General features: G+C 41.7%; 20 protein-coding genes and 1 riboswitch. Of the genes, 15 read left to right on the forward strand and 5 right to left on the reverse strand.

Annotated elements, in window-relative coordinates:
- Positions 1-32 precede the first annotated feature (32 nt).
- Entirely contained in the window at positions 33-935 is a 903-nt protein-coding gene (locus tag ACCB35_RS06815; protein WP_044337847.1) for an aldo/keto reductase family oxidoreductase, read from the reverse strand.
- 85 nt (positions 936-1,020) lie between these two features.
- Here ACCB35_RS06815 and ACCB35_RS06820 point away from each other — a divergent pair, with 85 nt between their 5' ends.
- The 8 genes from ACCB35_RS06820 (at position 1,021) to splB (ending at position 7,249) form a co-directional block, all read left to right on the forward strand.
- Positions 1,021-1,926 carry a phosphotransferase enzyme family protein gene (locus tag ACCB35_RS06820; protein ID WP_374056295.1) on the forward strand — a complete coding sequence of 302 codons (906 nt, stop codon included), beginning with the start codon at positions 1,021-1,023 and terminating at the stop codon, positions 1,924-1,926.
- A gap of 77 nt (positions 1,927-2,003) precedes the next feature.
- A riboswitch (TPP riboswitch) is annotated at positions 2,004-2,114 on the forward strand.
- Between the two features lie 162 nt (positions 2,115-2,276).
- Positions 2,277-3,263: an ABC transporter substrate-binding protein gene (locus tag ACCB35_RS06825; protein WP_374056296.1), complete on the forward strand. Its 987-nt coding sequence runs from the start codon at positions 2,277-2,279 to the stop codon at positions 3,261-3,263.
- 12 nt (positions 3,264-3,275) lie between these two features.
- Complete coding sequence (locus ACCB35_RS06830; protein ID WP_324747683.1) at positions 3,276-3,569, forward strand: thiamine-binding protein; 294 nt, start codon at positions 3,276-3,278, stop codon at positions 3,567-3,569.
- Positions 3,566-4,327 (forward strand): ABC transporter permease, encoded by a 762-nt coding sequence (locus tag ACCB35_RS06835; RefSeq protein ID WP_374056297.1) that lies wholly within the window; start codon positions 3,566-3,568, stop codon positions 4,325-4,327. Before ACCB35_RS06830 ends, ACCB35_RS06835 begins: the two co-directional genes overlap by 4 nt.
- Position 4,328: 1 nt before the next feature.
- A complete protein-coding gene (locus ACCB35_RS06840; protein WP_374056298.1) occupies positions 4,329-5,066 on the forward strand; it encodes an ABC transporter ATP-binding protein in 738 nt (245 codons plus the stop codon).
- Positions 5,059-5,838, forward strand: a complete 780-nt coding sequence (locus ACCB35_RS06845) for a TatD family hydrolase (RefSeq protein ID WP_374056299.1) — start codon at positions 5,059-5,061, stop codon at positions 5,836-5,838. Before ACCB35_RS06840 ends, ACCB35_RS06845 begins: the two co-directional genes overlap by 8 nt.
- A gap of 124 nt (positions 5,839-5,962) precedes the next feature.
- Positions 5,963-6,208 carry a transcriptional regulator SplA domain-containing protein gene (locus tag ACCB35_RS06850; protein WP_044337840.1) on the forward strand — a complete coding sequence of 82 codons (246 nt, stop codon included), beginning with the start codon at positions 5,963-5,965 and terminating at the stop codon, positions 6,206-6,208.
- Positions 6,209-6,220: 12 nt separating this feature from the next.
- On the forward strand, positions 6,221-7,249 hold the full coding sequence (splB, locus tag ACCB35_RS06855; protein ID WP_374056300.1) for a spore photoproduct lyase: 1,029 nt from the start codon (positions 6,221-6,223) through the stop codon (positions 7,247-7,249).
- Between the two features lie 47 nt (positions 7,250-7,296).
- On the opposite strand, the gene ACCB35_RS06860 is transcribed toward splB, so the two are convergent.
- Positions 7,297-7,725 (reverse strand): phosphatase, encoded by a 429-nt coding sequence (locus tag ACCB35_RS06860; RefSeq protein ID WP_374056301.1) that lies wholly within the window; start codon positions 7,723-7,725, stop codon positions 7,297-7,299.
- A 388-nt stretch (positions 7,726-8,113) separates the two neighbouring features.
- On the opposite strand from ACCB35_RS06860, the gene ACCB35_RS06865 reads away from it, so the two are divergent.
- A complete protein-coding gene (locus ACCB35_RS06865; RefSeq protein WP_374056302.1) occupies positions 8,114-9,358 on the forward strand; it encodes a dicarboxylate/amino acid:cation symporter in 1,245 nt (414 codons plus the stop codon).
- 89 nt (positions 9,359-9,447) lie between these two features.
- On the opposite strand, the gene ACCB35_RS06870 is transcribed toward ACCB35_RS06865, so the two are convergent.
- Entirely contained in the window at positions 9,448-10,851 is a 1,404-nt protein-coding gene (locus ACCB35_RS06870; protein ID WP_374056303.1) for a deoxyribodipyrimidine photo-lyase, read from the reverse strand.
- Between the two features lie 156 nt (positions 10,852-11,007).
- Between ACCB35_RS06870 and ACCB35_RS06875 the strand changes: the two genes are divergently transcribed.
- On the forward strand, positions 11,008-11,460 hold the full coding sequence (locus tag ACCB35_RS06875) for a helix-turn-helix transcriptional regulator (RefSeq protein ID WP_374056304.1): 453 nt from the start codon (positions 11,008-11,010) through the stop codon (positions 11,458-11,460).
- A 55-nt stretch (positions 11,461-11,515) separates the two neighbouring features.
- On the opposite strand, the gene ACCB35_RS06880 is transcribed toward ACCB35_RS06875, so the two are convergent.
- Positions 11,516-12,040, reverse strand: a complete 525-nt coding sequence (locus ACCB35_RS06880; protein WP_374056305.1) for a universal stress protein — start codon at positions 12,038-12,040, stop codon at positions 11,516-11,518.
- A gap of 139 nt (positions 12,041-12,179) precedes the next feature.
- On the opposite strand from ACCB35_RS06880, the gene ACCB35_RS06885 reads away from it, so the two are divergent.
- Entirely contained in the window at positions 12,180-12,470 is a 291-nt protein-coding gene (locus tag ACCB35_RS06885) for a hypothetical protein (protein ID WP_374056306.1), read from the forward strand.
- Between the two features lie 237 nt (positions 12,471-12,707).
- On the opposite strand, the gene ACCB35_RS06890 is transcribed toward ACCB35_RS06885, so the two are convergent.
- Entirely contained in the window at positions 12,708-14,765 is a 2,058-nt protein-coding gene (locus ACCB35_RS06890) for a sigma-54 interaction domain-containing protein (RefSeq protein ID WP_374056307.1), read from the reverse strand.
- 174 nt (positions 14,766-14,939) lie between these two features.
- Between ACCB35_RS06890 and yfcC the strand changes: the two genes are divergently transcribed.
- The 4 genes from yfcC to ACCB35_RS06910 all read left to right on the forward strand — a co-directional run bounded on the left by yfcC (position 14,940) and on the right by ACCB35_RS06910 (position 20,419).
- Positions 14,940-16,442 (forward strand): putative basic amino acid antiporter YfcC, encoded by a 1,503-nt coding sequence (gene yfcC / locus ACCB35_RS06895; RefSeq protein ID WP_374056308.1) that lies wholly within the window; start codon positions 14,940-14,942, stop codon positions 16,440-16,442.
- Between the two features lie 76 nt (positions 16,443-16,518).
- A complete protein-coding gene (gene iadA / locus ACCB35_RS06900) occupies positions 16,519-17,691 on the forward strand; it encodes a beta-aspartyl-peptidase (RefSeq protein WP_374056309.1) in 1,173 nt (390 codons plus the stop codon).
- Positions 17,692-18,024: 333 nt separating this feature from the next.
- A complete protein-coding gene (locus tag ACCB35_RS06905) occupies positions 18,025-19,296 on the forward strand; it encodes an MFS transporter (protein WP_044337828.1) in 1,272 nt (423 codons plus the stop codon).
- A gap of 682 nt (positions 19,297-19,978) precedes the next feature.
- Complete coding sequence (locus ACCB35_RS06910) at positions 19,979-20,419, forward strand: sigma-70 family RNA polymerase sigma factor (protein ID WP_374056310.1); 441 nt, start codon at positions 19,979-19,981, stop codon at positions 20,417-20,419.
- Positions 20,420-20,448 lie beyond the last annotated feature (29 nt).

Consider the following 20,448-nt stretch of genomic DNA (forward strand, 5'->3'; position numbering starts at 1 on the left):
AAGGATCGTCTTTTTTGCTGTACTGAGTCTTATTATGGCACATCATGTCCCATAGAAGTTTGCAGGATTTCAAACCATTGATCGTGGCTTAAAGAAATGGAAAGAGAGTCGATTGCATTCTGAATGCGTTCTTTTTTACCTGAACCTACGATAGGCATAATGTTTGCAGGGTGATTAAGAAGCCATGCATATAGAACTTCATCCATTCCCTTTGCGCCTGTTTCTTCTTGTACCTTCTTCAATGTATGTTGAAGACGTATGGCTTTCTCATCCTCTCCTTTGAAGATCACCCCGCCTGCGAGTGGAGACCAGGCCATCGGCGCGACACGTTTCTCCTGACAAAGGTTCAATGTACCGTCTTCAAAGTTTTCTAAGTTATAGGCAGACAATTCAATCTGGTTTGTGATCAACGGAAACGGCAAATAAGATTGGAGCATATTCCATTGATGGTCTTTAAAGTTTGATACTCCGAAATGCCGTACCTTTCCTTCTTCCTTCAACTGAGTGAAGGCTTCAGCCACTTCTTCTCCATTCATAAATGGATCTGGCCTGTGAATCAATAATAAATCGATGTAGTCCGTTTTCAGATTCTGCAGGGAGTTTTCAACAGATGCCAAAATATGCTTTTTACTCGTGTTGTAATGATGAGTTTTATGTTCCGGACGATTGTCGGAAGGCAGGACAATACCGCATTTCGTTACAATCTCCATTTTCTCACGTAAGGATGGCTGAAGGGCAAGGGCTTCACCAAATAAGGCTTCACACGTATATGAGCCATAAATATCTGCATGATCAAAAGTCGTGATTCCGTTTTCAAGATTGTGTTCAATGAGAGAAAGCGTATCTTCATTCGATTGATCCCAGTCTGCAAGTCTCCACAACCCATGAATGATTCTTGAGAATGATAGGTCTTCCGTCAATTGTATTCTTTGCATTGTTATAACCTCTTTTCATATGGTATGTAGATATTCTTTATAGTCATACTAAACGTATATTACTATGTTTGGAAAGGAATTAAAAATGATTGAACCTCTTCATGATCTATTATTGAACTGGAAGATCCATCCTTCCTCCATAGAGAACGTGGAAAGTCATCCGAATGTTTATAAGTTGAGGAGCCGGGAGAAGACATTTTATTTAAAAAAGAGATTGAACTCTTCAGTGGAGAAGCGGATGGAAGAGCTGCTCTTAACTTCTTTTTTATTAGAAAAGGGAATTACTGTTGAGAGGCCGATGTTAACTGTCTCACACCAGCCTTTTGTAAAGCAGTTTCAGGTTTTCTACTCCCTGTACCAAGCTCTGGAAGGACTGCCAGTACAATTCTATTCCTTTACTTCTCTGGAAGGGGTCGGAACGTATCTCTCACAACTCCATAGCAGGCTAAAACAATACACCTGTAAATACGAGGTGGAAGAATGGAAAGTAGAAACACATTTGAGAGAGTGGATAAGCGGACAGGATTCTAAAATGATAGAAAGGTGTGGCGAGGGGTTTCTTGGCAGGCTGAATGAATGGTCTTTCTCCTATAGAAAATTATCCCATCAACTCGTCCATAGCGACTGTCATCCCCGTAATATCCTCATGAAAGAAGGAAGGGTGACAGGGGTCATAGATTTCGAGAGGATACGAAAAGCACCCCGAATAGCAGATGTCTGTTACTTTCTTGCAGGGATGCTCAAAGACCAGGTCAAGCAAAGGGAGGATGAGCAATTTGAAAGTATCCATGCCTTTATGGAGGGCTATCAGTCCGATAGTACTTTAACTCAGGAAGAAAAGGGACTGATGCCATTCTTAGTCATTATCTTTCTTCTTCAATACACCTTTTATTACAATCAAAAAGGGTATTCACACGTTGTATCAACATACATCCCATTCATTAACAAGCTGGTGAAATCCGGTGTTTATGAACGGGCCTTTCAAATGTGAACCTATTTAAGAGGAAATGCTTGAATATCCACCTTTTCTGTGGCAAAGTAGGAAAGAAGATAACGTTTAATTTCATACTACAAGTGTAGGGGGACCGGTGTGGCCGGTTGAGATTGTATCCTGACAGATACTGACCCTTTGAACCTGAACTGGCTGATACCAGCGTAGGAAACATTCTCTTAAACATTACATGATCATGTTTAACGATGCGTCCCACGCTGAAGCTTGGGGCGCTTTTTGTTTTTGTGAGCTAAGTGCTCTAAGGTGTTTTACATTCATTCTCTCTACAAAGTGAAGAATAGAGAATAAACGTTACAACTACATACAAGGAAACTGAGGAGGAATTCAAGATGAAAAAATGGATGGTCATCATCTGTGCTGTCTTTCTTTTGACGGCCTGCAGCAGTGAAGGAAATACGGCAGATGAACAAAAGGACGGTCTAAAAAAGGTATCAGTCGTACTGGACTGGACCCCGAATACCAACCACACTGGATTATACGTTGCGAAAGAAAAAGGATACTTTAAAGAACAGGGGCTGGATGTTGATATCATCTTACCTGGAGAGGCAGGGGCAGATCAACTTGTTGCCTCGGGTAAATCGGAGTTTGGAGTGGGATATCAAGAGAGTGTCACACAAGCCAGGGTGCAGGATGTTCCCCTCGTATCTATCGCTGCTGTCATACAGCATAATACATCCGGGTTTGCTTCACCTAAGGATAAGGGTATAACGACTCCAAAGGATTTTGAAGGGAAAAGTTATGGGGGATGGGGATCACCTGTAGAAAAAGCCGTCATGACATCGATTATGAAACAAGAAAATGCCGATGTAGGGAAAGTGGATTTTGTAAACATGGGAGATACAGATTTCTTTACTGCCGTGAAAAGGGATGTTGACTTTGCGTGGATCTACTATGGATGGACAGGTATTGAGGCAGAGCTTCGCGGTGAGGAATTAAATATGATGTACGTAAAGGATTACTCTGAAAAACTGGATTATTACACCCCTGTTTTGACGACGAATGAAAAGATGATTAATAAGGACCCTGAAACGGTCAAAGCATTTTTATCAGCTTCTTCAAAAGGCTATGAGTTTGCCATCGACAATCCGGAAGAGGCTGGTGAGATCCTTTTAGATGCAGCTCCGGATCTTGATGAAGAGTTAGTCATGAAGAGTCAGGAATGGCTTGCTCCTAAATACAAGGATGACGCTGACAGATGGGGGGAGCAGAAGCTGGAGGTTTGGGAAAACTATGCTTCATGGATGTATGATAACGATTTATTAGATAAGGAACTGGACAGTAAAAAAGCATTCACAAACGAATTTTTACCAAAATAAGAGGTGAACAAAATGGGGAACGCACTCGTAAGCATACAAATTATTCCGAAGACGAAAAATGGTGAAGATGTCATTCCGTACGTCGATGAAGCCATTGCGATCATTGACAAATCAGGTGTCCGATATGAAGTTCATCCATTGGAAACGACGATGGAAGGGAATCTATCAGATTTATTTAAGGTGATTGAACAAATGAATGAGCGAATGATTGAAATGGGCAGTTCAAATGTCATTTCACAAATCAAGGTATTGTATCAGCCTGCCGGGATTGAAATGAATCAATTGACGGAGAAATATAAAGGATGAAGCCGTGGATATCGAAAGGATGGAGACCCTTCTTGGTCCTCATCCTTTTATTCGTCATTTGGGAAATCACCATCAGAGTATTCGAGGTACCGGCATGGCTAATGCCATCACCTTCAGAAATATGGGCTGAAGGAGTCGCCTCATGGTCCACGTTTACGGGACATCTTGCTTCGACAACTCTCCTTACGATCGGAGGGTTTGTGATTGGATGTACGATTGGGATCGGGACTGCAGTTGGTCTGCATCTTCTCCCTAAAGTAAGAGAAGCGGTATATCCACTCATGATTTTGTCACAAAATATTCCGATCATCGTCTTGGCTCCCTTACTTGTTATCTGGTTTGGATTTGGACTATTGCCAAAAATCATTGTCATTACCCTGATTTGTTTTTTTCCTGTAGCGGTCTCTGCATTGGATGGATTCAGGCAGACGAATTCCGAGTACATCCTTTATATGAAAATGTCAGGAGCATCAAAAGGACAAATCTTTCGAAAAGTTGAATGGCCGCATGCACTACCGTCCATCTTCTCAGGACTGAAAATTTCAGCTACCTATAGTGTGATGGGGGCAGTCATTTCGGAATGGTTAGGAGCTCAGGAAGGGATCGGGGTCTACATGACACTTGCCTCTTCTTCCTTCAGGACAGACAGGGTATTTGTAGCCATCTTCATGATTATGCTGCTCAGCCTGGTTTTCTTTGGCATCATCTTGTTATTGGAAAAAATCATGATTAAGTGGAACCGGAAGGAGGATAAATAGCATGACAACCTTATCTATTCAAAATATGTCCAAATACTTTGATGGGGAACTGATACTGGATAACCTTTCCATCCGTGTAGAAAAAGGTGAGTTCGTCTCGATCCTTGGTCCTTCTGGAAGCGGGAAGAGCACGCTGTTTCATGTCATCGGTGGATTATTTACCCCTGATTCAGGAGATATTCAATTAGATGGAAGGTCGATTAATGGCCAGAGAGGAACCATCAGTTATATGCCTCAAAGTCCGTCCCTGCTACCTTGGCGAACGGTGATTGAGAATGTGATGCTGGGTCAGGAGCTGCACGGAAAAAAAGATAGGGAAAAGGCATTGAGTATGATAGAACGGGCAGGATTGAAGGGCTATGAGGATGCTTATCCCGATGATCTTTCTGGAGGGATGAAGCAGAGAGTAGCCTTTATTCGTGCCCTTGTCAGTCCACAATCCTTTTTATGCCTGGATGAGCCGTTTTCTGCCCTGGACGAATTCACACGATTGGACATGCAGAGGTGGCTCCTTTCCATTTGGGAGGAAGATTTGAGTTCCGTTTTATTCGTCACTCATAATATCGACGAAGCACTGTTCCTGTCAGACCGGATCATTGTATTATCGACTCGGCCAGCCAGGGTGCAGAAGGAGTTCAAAGTACCATTTCCACGTCCCCGCGACAAGGGAATTCTCTTAACTGAGGAGTTTTTGAAATGGAAAACGAGCATTTTTGAGGAGCTTTCTCAATATGTGTAAACCTTCATTGATTGATTCCCATATTCACTTGGATTTGTACGAAGGATACGAGCGTGATAAGATTCTGCAGGAACTTGATCTGTATTCTGTAGAAGCGCTCATATCTGTATCGTCCTGCCTTCAATCGACCAGGACGAACATCGATCTCTCAAGGAGAGATGCAAGGGTCAAACCGGCTGCAGGATTCCATCCTGAGCAGGATCTGCCTTCTGATGGGGAAGTCGAGGAGCTTCTATCATTCATTGAGCTGCATCAACAGGAAATAGTGGCGATTGGAGAAGTAGGATTGCCTTATTACAAAATCAAAGAAGATCCTGATATTGAAGTTGAACCGTATATCGATCTGTTGGAACGGTTCATGATCGAGTCAAAGAGGATGAACAAACCGATTATCCTTCATGCGGTGTATGAGCATGCACCCATCGTTTGTACCTTGTTAGAAAAGCACTCCATAGAAAAAGCTCATTTCCATTGGTTTAAAGGAGATGATGAGACCATTGATAGAATGATTGAAAATGGCTATTCAATCTCAATTACACCTGATGTCCTTTATGAAGTTGAGATACAGAAGCTTGTAAGGAAGTATCCTATTGAAGGAATAATGGTTGAAACGGATGGTCCTTGGCGTTTTGAAGGAGAATTCCATGGAAGGTTGACCCATCCTGGTATGATGCATCGAACCATTGAAAAAATAGCAGAGTTAAAAGGAATTCCAGAATTAGATGTATATAAACAACAATTTAAAAATACGAGTGATTTTTATGGTATATAAAAGGAACGAATTCTCTTGCATCATAGGTGCAGGAGAATTTTTTTTATAAACAACTTTTACCATCATATTTATCAGGAAGTTAACAAAAAATGATAGTAATGACGTTTAGAAAAAGGTGAAAAGAATGGAACTGAATGATCAATATATGCCCTATCAAGCAGGGGATGTCGTATATGTGATTTATCGAAATCCCCACACACAAAGTGTAGCCAACGTGCAGGAAGCAGCCGTAGTACATGATCCGGAAAATCCGAACGAACTGGCGTTATTTTTATATGAAACCTATTATCCGTTAACACATGAAATTGCGGTTTATTCTTCAGAAGCAGAAGCGGAGCAAGCCTATACTCAATCATTTGGAGACCTGTAGGAGGGATAAATCATGGTTAAACCGTTCGTGCCACAATTGGTCTACTTTGAACCGAATGCCTTGGAATATCCCCTCGGTAAAGAGCTCAAAGAAAAGTTTGAAAAAATGGATGTGGAAATCCGGTACACAACATCCCATAACCAGGTTCGTAATCTGCCCGGGGACAACCACTTTCAGAAATATCGCATTGCAAAATCCACATTAGTAGTCGGAGTAAGAAAAACGTTGAAATTTGATACATCCAAGCCGTCTGCTGAATACGCCATCCCTTTTGCAACAGGGTGCATGGGGCATTGTCACTACTGCTATCTCCAAACAACGATGGGGAGTAAACCGTATATCAGAACCTATGTCAATGTGGATGAAATATTTGAGTCGGCGGACAAGTATATTGCGGAAAGAGCTCCTGAATTCACACGATTTGAAGCTGCATGTACGTCCGATATTGTAGGGATTGATCATCTTACTCATACACTTAAACGAGCCATCGAACATTTTGGTGAATCCGAGCATGGCAAGCTTCGTTTTGTAACGAAATTCCATCACGTCGACCATCTGCTTGATGCAAAGCATAACGGGAAAACAAGGTTCCGGTTCAGCATCAACGCAGATTATGTGATCAAGAATTTTGAGCCTGGTACATCTCCACTGGATAAGCGTCTTGAGGCAGCGGGAAAGGTAGCGAGAGCAGGGTATCCTTTAGGGTTTATAGTGGCACCTATCTATATCCATGAAGGATGGCAGGAAGGGTATAAGCAAATGTTTGAACATTTGGAAGCTCACCTGCCGGAAGAAGCCAAAAAGGATCTGACCTTTGAATTTATTCAACATCGTTTTACAAAACCGGCTAAAAGGGTCATAGAGAAAAATTATCCGATGACTAAACTTGAACTAAACGAGGAAGAACGGCGGTATAAGTGGGGTAAGTACGGGATTGGCAAGTATATTTATCAGAAGGATGAAGAAGAGGATATTAAAGATCATCTTTATGCTTATATGGAAAAGCATTTTCCGAAAGCCAAGCTTGAGTATTTCACATAAAAAAAGGGACTGATTACAGTGGGAAATAATCGTTGTAATCAGTCCTCTTAATGTAATTGCGGAAGAATGTTTTCTAGATCTTTCACTCGCATGGCAATTTCGTCGCAGATCTCCTGATAGTGTACCCATTCTTCAATCGGTGTTGTAGAACGTTTACGGGGATTAGGCAGATTCCAATAGATGACTTTCTCTTTTAATTCTGATGGAAGCTCCATCTCATCATCATATTCTTTATCCTGAATCGCAACGATAACCGAAGCATCACCAAGTTCTTTCATCTCAATGCGTGAAAGAGGGAATGAACTAATATCAATACATAATTCTCTCATTGCTAAAATACTGAATTCTGCACGACTATCAGCTGTCCATCCGGCACTTTTGAAAGACCAGTCCGACACATCGAGTTTCTCGGCCCAGCCTTCAGCTATCAAGCTGCGCTGCTGACTACTTGAAAGAAAATAGACTGTTTTATTCATAATAGGTATGTTCCTTTCTATTTTCATGCTGTTATTACTATTTACCCAATCACGTATCATTTAATCCCTAAATGTAAAAAAGAAAAGATTGGCATTCAATCCGTAGTAAGATGGAATCATGTTTCTCCCTGTTATTGTGGGTGTAATTGGTTGAAATATAGTAAATATGTTTTAAATCTCCCATAAACTTCTTCAATTATTAAAAAAATCAGTATAATAGGAGAGGGAGAATGAAGAAGCTCTAAGGGAATGGAATCTGAATGGGAAGGCAGCTGAGCACGATTTATAGAATCTTTTTTTGCAAAACAGAAATAAGAATGGTTTTGCGAGTGTAAATCTAGGGTAAACATCTTTTAATTATTTTGTATTTATATGGGGAGGTACATCTATGAAGTTTAATTTAACAACGAAGATTATCATCGCCTTGATCCTGGGGGCGATTGTGGGATTACTGCTCAATATTTTTGCTAAAGATATATTTGATATATTAGATCCTTATCTATTTACTCCGTTAGGAAAGATCTTCCTTAACCTCATCAGTATGCTTGTCGTCCCAATTGTGTTTCTATCTATCGTCCTTGGGTCGGCAGGTCTGGGTGACCCTAAGAAACTCGGGAGAATAGGTTTGAAGACCATTGTATTCTTCTTAGTGACTACCTGTATTGCCATTGTGATCGGTCTATCTCTGGCTAATGTCATTGATCCCGGCCTGGTAGAGGGAATCGACAAAACACAATCGGAAGGTTTTGAAACCGAAGAAGCTCCTCCTGTGGGAGAGACTCTCATGAACATTATTCCAAAAAATCCACTGACTGCGATGACAGAAGGAAATATGCTGCAAATCATTGCATTTGCCATCTTCATTGGATTTGGATTAACGGCATTAGGGGACAAAACAAAAGGGATATTAAAGCTGGTTGAACAAGGTAATGAACTGATGATGTACCTTGTGACACTCGTTATGAAATTTGCTCCATACGGAACATTCGGATTAATCGCTTCAGCAATAGGAAGCCAGGGATTCAGTGCTTTGAAGGCGATGTGGCTGTATTTTGTCGTCGTTCTTGCAGCATTGATCATTCACGCCATCGTTACTTATGGTGGAACGATCCTTCTTCTGGCAAAGAAGAATCCATTATGGTTCTTCAAGAATTTCAGTCCTGCGATGAGCGTAGGATTCAGTACATCCAGCAGTAACGCCACGCTTCCCATTTCAATGGATGTTGCACAGCAGCGTTTAGGGGTCTCGAAATCAGTAAGCTCTTTCGTCCAACCATTGGGAGCTACCATTAACATGGATGGTACCGCGATCATGCAAGGGGTTGCGACTGTCTTCATTGCACAGGTATATGGTGTTGACTTATCGATGGAACAGCTGATTACAGTTGTACTGACGGCTGTTTTAGCGAGTATCGGTACGGCAGGGGTTCCTGGAGTGGGATTGATTCTTCTTGCCATGGTATTAAGCAGTGTAAACCTGCCGGTAGAAGGGATTGGATTGATTCTGGGGATTGACCGTTTACTTGATATGGCCAGAACCTCCATCAACATCTCAGGAGATGCAGCATGTGCGTTGTTTGTATCTGAATCTGAGAAGAAGCGTACGATTAAGGAGCAAAGAGGAGAAGCATAATCTCTCAATATAAAAACTTCAAGCAAAAAACGAGTCTATACTCCAATGGAGGCTATAGACTCGTTTTTTTAATTTCAGCTTTTCTATATTTATTTTATCTGGTCATAGCGTTCTAATGCTCTTTTCCTGGCAGCTTTATGATCGACGATTGGATAGGGGTAATCTTCACCCAATACGACACCTGCATGTTCAAGAATATGCTCGGGAGCATCTGAAGGCATGTGGATATATCGGCTTGGTACATCACGTAATTCTGGAACCCACATCCGGATATAGGCACCTTCCCCATCAAATTTTTCACTTTGCAAAGTTGGATTGAAAATTCGGAAGTAGGGGGCAGGATCAACCCCTGAGCCTGCAACCCATTGCCAGCCCATTGAATTATTGGCAAGGTCTGCATCAATCAGCGTTTCCAGAAACCACCGGGCTCCCTTTTGCCAAGGAATGAGCAAATGTTTCGTCAGGAAAGAGGCGACAATCATCCTGACACGGTTGTGCATGAATCCTGTTGCCCATAATTCTCTCATTCCTGCATCAACGATCGGATAACCAGTCTCCCCTTTTGTCCAACGTTCCCAATGATCCTTTTCCTGCTGCCACGGGAAATTCTCGAATTTCCCGTTAAGAGGGTGGGTTGGAGACTTAGGAAAATGAAGAAGGACAGAATAGGAGAAGTCCCTCCAGATTAATTGTTTAATGAAGGGTTCAATCAGCCTGTCTTCCTTCTCCAAGAGTGTGTGATACATACTTCTCACAGATATGATGCCAAGTGCTAAATAAGGGGATAAAGTGGAATGATGGCCTTCAGCAGGAAAGTCTCTTCCTTCAGAATAGTCATCCAAGCTTTTCCCCATAAATGCATTAAACCTCTTAATTGCAGCCTTTTCACCTGGCTCCCAAATGCTGGACATAACGCGAAACCATGGAATGGAAGGGAGGAGGCCTAGTTCATTGAGTGATTTGCCCTGGTCAAGAGCTGGAACTTTCAACTCATTCACAGATGGTACAGGTTTTGGTATTTCTTCTTTCCTGATTGACCTGTAAAAAGCCGAGTACACTTTATAAGGCGTATCATCGTCTTTTTTTATTTCCCATGGTGGGAGTAAAAGTGTGCCTTCAAATGTTTGTACTTCAATCCCTTGAGAGGATAAGGAATGAGCCAATTTGAGATCTCGTTCATACACTTGAGGGTCATATACCCGATTCCAGTAAACTGCCTGTGCACCGGTTTTCTTAACCCACTGGCGGAGAACACTTTCTACTTTTCCTTTATCCATCCATAGTCGTCCGTTGATTGACTGAAGAGATGTTTGAAAGGCCTCTAAATTTTGATGCAGCCACCATTTCTTGGCTTCTCCGGTTGGGAATTGAGAAGTTTCCTCATCCAGGATATAGAGAGGGATCACTTTTCCTTCTTGAGAAGCTTTGTAGAGAGCTGGGTGATCGTGAAGGCGAAGGTCCTGCCTAATAAGGACAATGATGCATTTTGACATGGTTTTCCCTCCCTTTAATCGAATACGTCTATTCTTAACTTAAAGTATAGTAAAATGGACAGGGGGATACAAAAATCAATAGGTTGAATCAAGGTTGTTTTATTAATTTTTAGATTGGTGTAGTATTACACTAGAACGGAAATAAGGTGTGAATCGATGACAAAAGAAGAAATCGTTTTAATCATTTCAGATAAATTAAGGCTAATACGAACAGAAGCAGGGTATACACAAGACAAGATGGCGAATATCATCGGGTTATCCAAAAAAACCCTTGTCCAAATAGAAAAAGGCAGAGTCATGGCAAGCTGGACAGCCGTCATTGCCATCTGTGCATTGTTTAAAGATAGTGAAACCTTAACCACGAGTCTTGGGGGGGAACCTCTTGAAATCATAGAGACCATTGCACGGGAAGGTATTGATTATCGAAAGGAAAAAACGTTAGGAGGCAAGGTCTGGTGGAAGGATTTGAAGAAGGATGATGAATACATACTTCAACAAAACCTTTTCAGTAAGCACTATCGAATATTGGATTTTGAAGATTACCGAATCTATAGCAGCTTTGACGAAGAAAATGCCCATAAACGTTTTGACGAGTTAACAGGTGAGTAAAGAAAGGGAGGGACGGACCTTGCAAGGTCCGTCCCTCCCTTTCTGATATTTATATTTATTTTACAACCAATACACTGGATTCACAGTTTTGGGTGACTTTTTCACTGACGCTTCCAAGTACCCATTTTTTCATGCCGGATTTACGGCTGCTCCCGACCACTACCAGATCTGCCTGGATTTCTTTGGCATATTCACATATGCGTTTTGCTTCTGAACCGGAAAGGTGAATATAGTTTGCCTCAATTCCGTATGGAGACAGTTTTTCTTTCGCATTTTTCAGATAGTGATGCGTAGAGGAGGGTGTCTTAATTTCATGACGTTCTTCCTCCGAAGTATGAACCTTGTTGTCGGGTGAGACCGACAGATTTCCCATATAATTGTTATCAAAACCAGGTGATGTATCCGCTATCGCATGGGTAGGGGGATAGTTGTCGTGACTTTCATTCGCTACCTTTTCATCTGATATATGGAGTACGGTTAATTGTGTATCTATAGAGCCTTTTATTAATTTTTGCACTTCATCCAATGCTTTATTGCTTCCATCTGTTTCATCGTAAGCTAACAAAATATGTTTATACATCAAAATCACCTCAATATTGGGATATCTACTATTTACCCCAATTTCTGAATAATAATCTTTTTCGCCAATATCCCTCAAAAAGCGAGACCATGATACGTAATAATATGGTAAATCATTTCTACTAAGGAGAGAAACGAATATGGATAGAATGCATCCGATCATCAGAAAGTGTATTGAACATTTAATCAAAATCAATACTGATGAGAAAACACGGCAAATCGTGTATATGTATTTGAAATCTCTTCAAACCTTAAACGAAGAAGAGTCCCATGGGAACTACGATCCAACCATTCGAAAATGTATTCAGCATTTAAAAGTACTAAACGCTGATGATGAAACCTGTCAGGTTGTATTAACCTATATGAAAGCTATTCAGGAAAACGATGCATGGAATGCAGAATATATAGAAGCTGATTCAACTTTTGCTTAATGGAGAAAAGAAAGAGCAGAACGGGGGAAGATCCATTCTGCTCTTTCTTTTTGATTAAAATCATATAATTGCAGGAATAATGTTTAGTTTGAATGGTTCGGATTACAGCATACTGATAATCCAACCAATGACAACAATTGCTCCAACGACCATTAAGATTGTACGTATCATTAAAATCACCTCGACTTATCGTATCAATGAAATATGTTTCTAACCGGTTAATGTAAAGTTACCCTGTTAACGAATAGTTAAAACCTTCTCCACCTGATTATTTAGCCAGGCTACTCCTTCAGGGGTTATTTCTGTTCCGATTCTACCTCTCTGGATAAAAACATATCCTAAATCCTGGAGTTCGTTTAATCTCGTCCTGATTTGTTGAACAGAAAGGGGGGTGGAGCTTCGTTGCAGAGAAGAATAAATCTTTTGTCTGCTGGCCCGCTTTCCTTCTTCGAAAAATTCAACTAATGCGGTAAGGATATTTACATACTCCCCGGATTTTGACATGGTGATGGCCGGAGGAGATAGGGTATCCTTAGTATGCTCTTTTCCTTTGAAATTATTATCATTTTTCGGTAATTGATGCACGGTTAGCCGATTTTGTCCTGCAACGGTGATCATGTAAAGCAACGTGTTTTTAAGTTCGCGTATATTTCCGCTCCAACGTGCTTTTTTCAATGCATCTATTACAGCACCGTCAATTGTAGTGATGTTGCATTGTTCCATCCGAAGGAAATTCTCGATGAGGAGGGGAATATCTTCGCTTCTATCCCTCAGACTCGGCAGCTGCAAGGATAAGACTTTCAGACGGTGGTAGAGATCTTCCCGGAATGTTCCCTCTATTATCAGCTTCTGAAGATCTCTGTTCGTGGCTGCGATGATCCTGACATCCACAGGAATGTTTTTATTTCCCCCAATCCGCCTGATCTCCATCTCCTGAAGGACCCTTAGGAGCCTTGCTTGAAGCTTTAAGCTAATATCACCGATTTCATCGAGAAACAGGGTCCCGCCATCGGCTTGTTCAAATAGCCCCTTTTTTCCTCCTTTTTTTGCTCCCGTGAAGGCGCCGTCCTCATAACCGAATAATTCACTTTCTAATAGATCCTCGGGCAGCGCGCTGCAGTTCACTGCAAGATATGGACTGTTCTTTCGGGAGGAATCATTGTGCATAGCGCTTGAGAACAGCTCTTTCCCTGTGCCTGTTTCCCCATAGATTAGGACGGGAAGCTCACTTTGTGCTAGTTTTTTTGCAATCATTTTTGTTTCTTTAATGATGGCACTTTTACCAAGGATGCTGTCAAATGTATATTTCGCAATATATCCTCTCCGCTGAAGCTCCCGTTTACGGACCTTTTCCATCTCAATGGTCTCTTCCATATCTTTAAACGTTGCCACGATGACTCCTTCTGCCTTCAAACGGAAACGATAGACCATCACATTCTGCTGACGGAGAGTGAAATATTGTTGATCTTCATCTTGCTGCGATGTCAAGAAGTGATTGAGCTCGATATTCTTGAACACCCTGTTTAGTTTTTTACCTTTCGCATGGGAAGATGTAATCCCAACCATCCGTTCAAGCACTTCATTGAATACGGTAATTTCTCCGTCTTCTTGAAAGGCGAGAATGCCATCATTTACACCATCCACTACTTTATTTAAAAATTTATTTAACGTTTTCGCCCGTCGATTGATGGCGCCTAGTTTTTGACTGAGCTCGATGATCTTTCTCGTATAGCGGTCGGTAATATCAAAGGTTAACTGCTCTGACAACTGAAAGTGGTAGATGATTTTCATAATGGTGTTCAAGTCGATCAGTCGTACACCGATATCGATCTTGCTGGGAATGGAAGGTGGAATGCTTGCCGTTTCTCCCGGTGAGATGGCGATATCTACTTGTCTTGGGTAGTCTCCGGTCGGGGAGTACGGAATGTAATCGACATGATCTATTCCTAATCGTTTCAATGTAGAGACAGCTTCCTGAGCCGTCTCGATAAAATCATTCACATATAGAATCTTCTTTCCCGGAGGTAATTCGAAAATACGATCTATGTATTCATAATTGACGGTTCGACGGGCTTTAATGATGGTGCATGAATCGAAATCGATATATTCCTTCACTTCTGGTGCGATAAGTGCAGAGGAATAAACAATCAATTTATTGGTGAAATACGTAGGAATTCCTTCATCACAGGCATAACTCGTGATATTGATCAGTTCTCCGAAAACGGATTGTAATTGTTCCTTAAGAGCTCTTTCCGTTTCCTTTGTTCCAGCTAATAGAATTAACTCACGTTTCATATGTCTCCCCCTTATGGTTTAATTGGTTGATAAATGGTTTAATGGTTAAGTACATTTTAACCGATAATAACCATTAATGCACCCGAAGTTTGTATTTTCAGATAATTATAGATTGGCACGGAACTTGCATGTACATATGTGAAGTACATCATATCGTCAAACGGGGGGAAAGAAATGGAGAAAGAACAAAAAGCCTGGAAGGTGCCGCATACATTTATTATTGTTTTTTTCGTTGTATTGGCAGCTGCAATTTTAACGTATGTGGTACCAAAGGGGCAATTCGCGACAGAAGAAATCACGTTCATGCAGGATGGAGAAGAACAAACCAAAACGGTATTAAATCCTGATTCGTTCAGTTATTTAAAGGATGAAGATGGAAATCTAATTAGAGAAGGAACCGGTCTTTTCGAGCCTGGTGGAGGAATTGGATTCCTTAATTATGTATTTGAAGGTCTTGTATCAGGGGATAAATGGGGGTCCGCTGTAGGTGTAGTAGCCTTTATCTTAATCATTGGTGGAGCCTTTGGTATCATCATGAAGACAAGGGCCATTGAAGAAGGAATCCTAAAGGTCATCGAGAGGACCAAAGGAAAAGAATCTTTGATCATCCCTATTATGTTCTTCTTGTTCTCATTAGGGGGAGCCGTGTTCGGGATGGGGGAAGAGGCCATTGCCTTTGCCATGATTCTCGTTCCAATCATGATTGCGATTGGTTATGATGCCATCACTGGAATCATGATCACCTATGTGGCGACTCAAATCGGTTTTGCCACTTCATGGATGAATCCATTCGGCGTGGCTATCGCACAGGGTGTTTCAGGTGTACCGGTTCTTTCGGGAGCAGGTTTCCGTATTGTTATGTGGGTTGTATTCACTCTTGTGGGAATCATCTATACATGGAGATATGCTCAAGCGATTCGGAAAGAACCTAAACGAAGTCTTTCATATGCTTCAGATGAATACTTCCGTAAAGAAGGCAGAGTACAAGACTTAAATACCAAATTTACTTTGGGTCATTCACTGGTCATATTAACCGTTGCTGTAGGTATTGCCTGGATCATTTGGGGAGTGGTGGAACACGCCTACTATATTCCTGAGATTGCGAGCCAATTCTTTACGATTGGATTAGTTGCAGGTATAATTGGCGTTCTGTTTAAATTGAATAGAATGTCATGGGATGATATAGCAGATGGATTCATAGACGGAGCGAAGGATTTATTGCCGGCTGCATTAGTTGTAGGTATGGCAAAAGGAATCGTCATAATCCTTGGTGGAGATTCACCTGACGCACCATCTGTATTAAACACAATGTTATATGGAGCAGGGCAAGTGGTGGGGGATTTCCCTGAAGCCATTTCTGCCTGGTGTATGTATTTATTCCAATCTGTATTCAACTTCTTTGTTGTATCTGGTTCCGGTCAAGCCGCTTTAACAATGCCTTTAATGGCTCCTCTTGCAGATATTGCCGGAGTCTCCCGTCAGGTAGCGGTCCTTGCCTTCCAATTGGGAGATGGATTAACCAATATCCTTGTTCCGACCTCTGCTGCTTTACTTGGTACACTTGGAGCAGCACGTGTTGATTGGGGAATATGGGCTAGATTCATTATTAAGTTCATGCTCATCCTATTCGTTCTGTCATCGATCTTTGTGATAACGGCAACACTCATCGGTTTCTGATTTGATTTATAGTGCCGAACCTTCGCTGTAAGGTTCGGCGCGATTATATGAGTAAAAAAAGAAGGGAGCAAACATCATGCTGACATTAATTCAAAACGGAGAAGTTTATGCTCCAGAATATTTAGGGAAAAAAGATATATTAATAGTAGATAATAAAATAGGTTTTATTGAAGATAAAATTGAACCTCCTCATCAATTTGTGGATATAAAGGTGGTGGATGCCACTGGAAAGTATGTTGTTCCTGGATTTATAGACTCGCACGTACATATTATGGGCGGAGGAGGCGAGGGCAGCTTCCGTACGAGAACACCGGAAATTCAACTGACTCAGGCCACGCTTGCCGGTATCACGACCCTTGTTGGTGTGATTGGAACAGATGGAACGACGAGAACGATGGCGAGCCTTGTGGCAAAAGCGAAGGGCCTTGAAGAAGAGGGGATTACCTGCTACGCGCAAACCGGTTCTTATCAAGTACCATTGAAAACGCTTACCGGTAAAATCGAAGACGATATTATTTTAGTAGATCGCATCATCGGAGTAGGTGAAGTGGCGATTGCTGACCATCGCTCATCTCAACCCACAGTAAACGAATTGACGAAAATTGCTTCTTCTGCCCGAATTGGCGGCATGCTGTCCGGCAAATCGGGAATTGTCAATGTTCATGTAGGAGATAGCCATGACCACTTAAAGCTTCTTGAAGAAATAGTCGATACAACGGACATACCGATTAAACAATTCTACCCAACCCATATCAATCGGAATGCCCATCTATTTGAAGCAGGTATTCAATATGCTCAAAGAGGTGGTTATGTAGACTTTACGACCAGTACCATTCCTCAATTTCTCGAAGATGGCGAAGTGAAATGCAGTAAAGCGCTAAAACGCATGCTCGATGCCGGTGTACCGGTTGAACAAATCACATACACTTCGGATGGACAAGCAAGCCTGCCTGATTTTGATGGGGACGGGGAGCTGATAGGATTACAGATTGGTCAGGTGTCGAGTTTATTTAGTGAAGTGAAAGATGCTGTTCTGGAAGAAGGAATTCCTTTAGAAACTGCCATTAAAGTCATTACATCAAATCCTGCCAAAATCCTGAAATTAAAGCAAAAAGGTCACGTGGAGGCAGAAAAGGACGCTGATCTGGTGCTGTTGGATAAGAATACACTTGAAGTAAACACGGTGTTTGCCAAAGGTAAGTTGATGGTAGAGAATGGGGAAGCGATCGTGAAGGGGACATTTGAATAATTGTTTGGTTATAGAATAGCTTGGAGCCTTGGGGCTTTGGGCTATTTTTTGTGTATGTAATGAATACGTGTGGATTTTGTGTGCTGGTTTGGCGTTTAGATGGTAAAGTGGCAGGGTATTTTTGGCTGAAATCAGATAGATGTTCACAATTTGGCACAAGTGGGTTACTGAAATGATCGTAATACACAATAGGGTATGGGGATTCCTGTGCGTTTCTTGTAGACTTCCACATCCGACCACAGACGGAGGAAAAAACCACCAGTAGACCCTCATGTTCTTCGGGTATTCCCTATACTATAAAGGTAGTTAATCATTGATGGGAGACGGTTATTCATGAAAAAAATGATTGAAATTTTTAAAAATCCAATTTTTCTAAAGTTATTTTTTGCTAATTTCACTTCGCATATGGGAAGTGTGATTGGTTTGACTGCCTTTATGTTTTATCTACTGGATCGGTTTTCCGAGCAGCCCATGTATGCTTCCCTGACTGAAATGATGTACTCCTTACCCACTCTTCTCGTCTTCTTTCTTGTTGGAGTATTCGCCGACAGAATGGACCGGCAGAAAATTGCCTACCACTGTGATACGATTAGCGCGTTCCTTACCCTTTTATTATTTGGGGCCATCTACATTGGCTGGCTGCCCCTCATATTTACGATCTTGTTTTTACGAAGCGGCGTTCAGAAGTTTTTCTTTCCTGCTGAACAGGGGATACTCCAAGGTGTGCTTTCAAAAGATGATTATTCAACAGCCGCTGGCTTGAATCAGATGGTGATGAGCTTGTTTATGTTACTTGGAAATGCTGTCGCCATCTTTGTATATTGGACGGCGGGGATCTACGGTGCCATAGCGGTCGATTTTGTTACATTCGTTATTTCGGCCATCTTAATCAAGAGATGCGTCATCCCTGAAGAAGTTCGTCTTCCTAACGGAAAGCACACATGGAAGGACTTGAACATTGAGTCGGTGACAAAAGACTTTAAAGCAGGGATGAAGTATATCCTGAATCACAAGCTGCTATTATCTTTAATTGGCGGATTTGTCGTATTTGGAATTGTGAACGGCGGCTTCTCGGTCATTCCTATTTTTATATTGAAATATAAGTTAGCCCCGGAGTCTTATGAAGAATATTCGATTCTATTAGGTGTCGCATTCGGTGCCGGTGTATTGATCGGGAGTATATTCTCTTCGATGCTTGCTCAAAAGTACAAGTTTCATGTGTTGATTGTAGCAGGACTGGTTATTTCCGGTACGTTCATCATCGCGGCATCTTTTGCGCCTGAGACTTGGATATTCCTCACGATCATCTTTTTCGCTGCGCTGGGCTTACCCCTCGTGAATATTGCCATAGGGGGATGGATGCCGAGCATCATTGATCCGAAAATGATGGGCAGGGTGCAAGGATGGATCAATCCCCTAATGATGATGTCACAATCGATTACCCTGGGAGTGATTGCTTTGACATTTCCGACCGTCGTAACCGTTGAAATGCTCTACTGGCTCGTTGGAGGATGTCTCATCATAGTAGGTATCTTCTACACCATTATTCTTCCTAAATATGTGAAAGAAGAAAATGAAGCTCAGCCTGCTGCTCTGAATGGCTAAGTGAGATTCCCTCTATGGATAGGAAAGGACTATTTATAGAGGGATATTTTTATTTTGAAAAGGTTCTTTTCGCAAAGGAGTTGTTTTCTAATGTAGAATCTGCGAGGGCTCTGTCAACCAGTTTATGCTGGATGGTGAGGGGAACTGCTCCGCTTGCAGCTAGCATTCGGCCGAGCCTCCTCAGCTTAGACGAACGGGGTCTCGGCACGCCCGTACTTCCGCAGGAGTCTGCGCAGTTCCCCTCACCATCTTTAAAAGGATTTTTGTGACAGAGCTTCAACGTGTAACATAACTGAAAAATAAATCTTCTTCCTTAAGACAAACAATCTCTATTTACCATCAATGAGATTGTTTGCTAAAAAGCTTGTTTTATTGTTTTTGATTAAGGATACATACTCAGAAAGTTGATTCTCGCTGCCTCCTGCGGGAATAGCTGGACAGGTGAGACCCCACAGGCGCAGCCGAGGAGGCTCACCGCCAGCCCCGCGGAAAGCGAGCATCCTGGAGCGGAGATCAACTAGCACTTTCTGATCTGCAATAGCAACAAACTTTACGAAAAGAGCCTTTGAAAAAGAATGAAAACATTTCAAAAAAACTATAATGATTTTATGAACGATTTTTCTTCTTGTGCGTCTTATGAATGAACTCTGCAGGCTGGGGTGGAAAGAAAGGACAGTAAAGGATGGAAGAGAGAGATCTGATCAAACAGGCGAAAAAAGGGAATCACGAAGCCTTTGCCATTCTTTTTCGAGAACATTATCCTTTTTTAGTGAAATACTTAATGAAAGTGACAATGAATCGGGATCAGGCAGAAGAGCTTGCACAGGATACAATGGCAAAATGTGTAGAGAAGATTCATCAATACAATGGGAAATCAAGGTTCTCATCATGGCTGATTTCCATTGCAACCAATCGGTATATTGATCTGCAGCGTAAAAAGAAAAGAGAACAGAATTGGCAGAATGAAGAAGTCTATGGTAGAAAATTAAAGTGGGAGATGGAGTCAAGGAATGAAGAATGGAATGATGTGCTGGCAGCCTTGTCCACACTATCAGAAGATATCAGGCTTCCTATCATCCTGAAACATTACTACGGTTATTCCTATGAGGAATTGGTCAAATGACGGAAGTGGCGCCTGGGACAGTGAAATCA

It is taken from the genome of Rossellomorea sp. FM04394 (assembly GCF_041889765.1).
Classification (GTDB): domain Bacteria; phylum Bacillota; class Bacilli; order Bacillales; family Bacillaceae_B; genus Rossellomorea; species Rossellomorea aquimaris_B.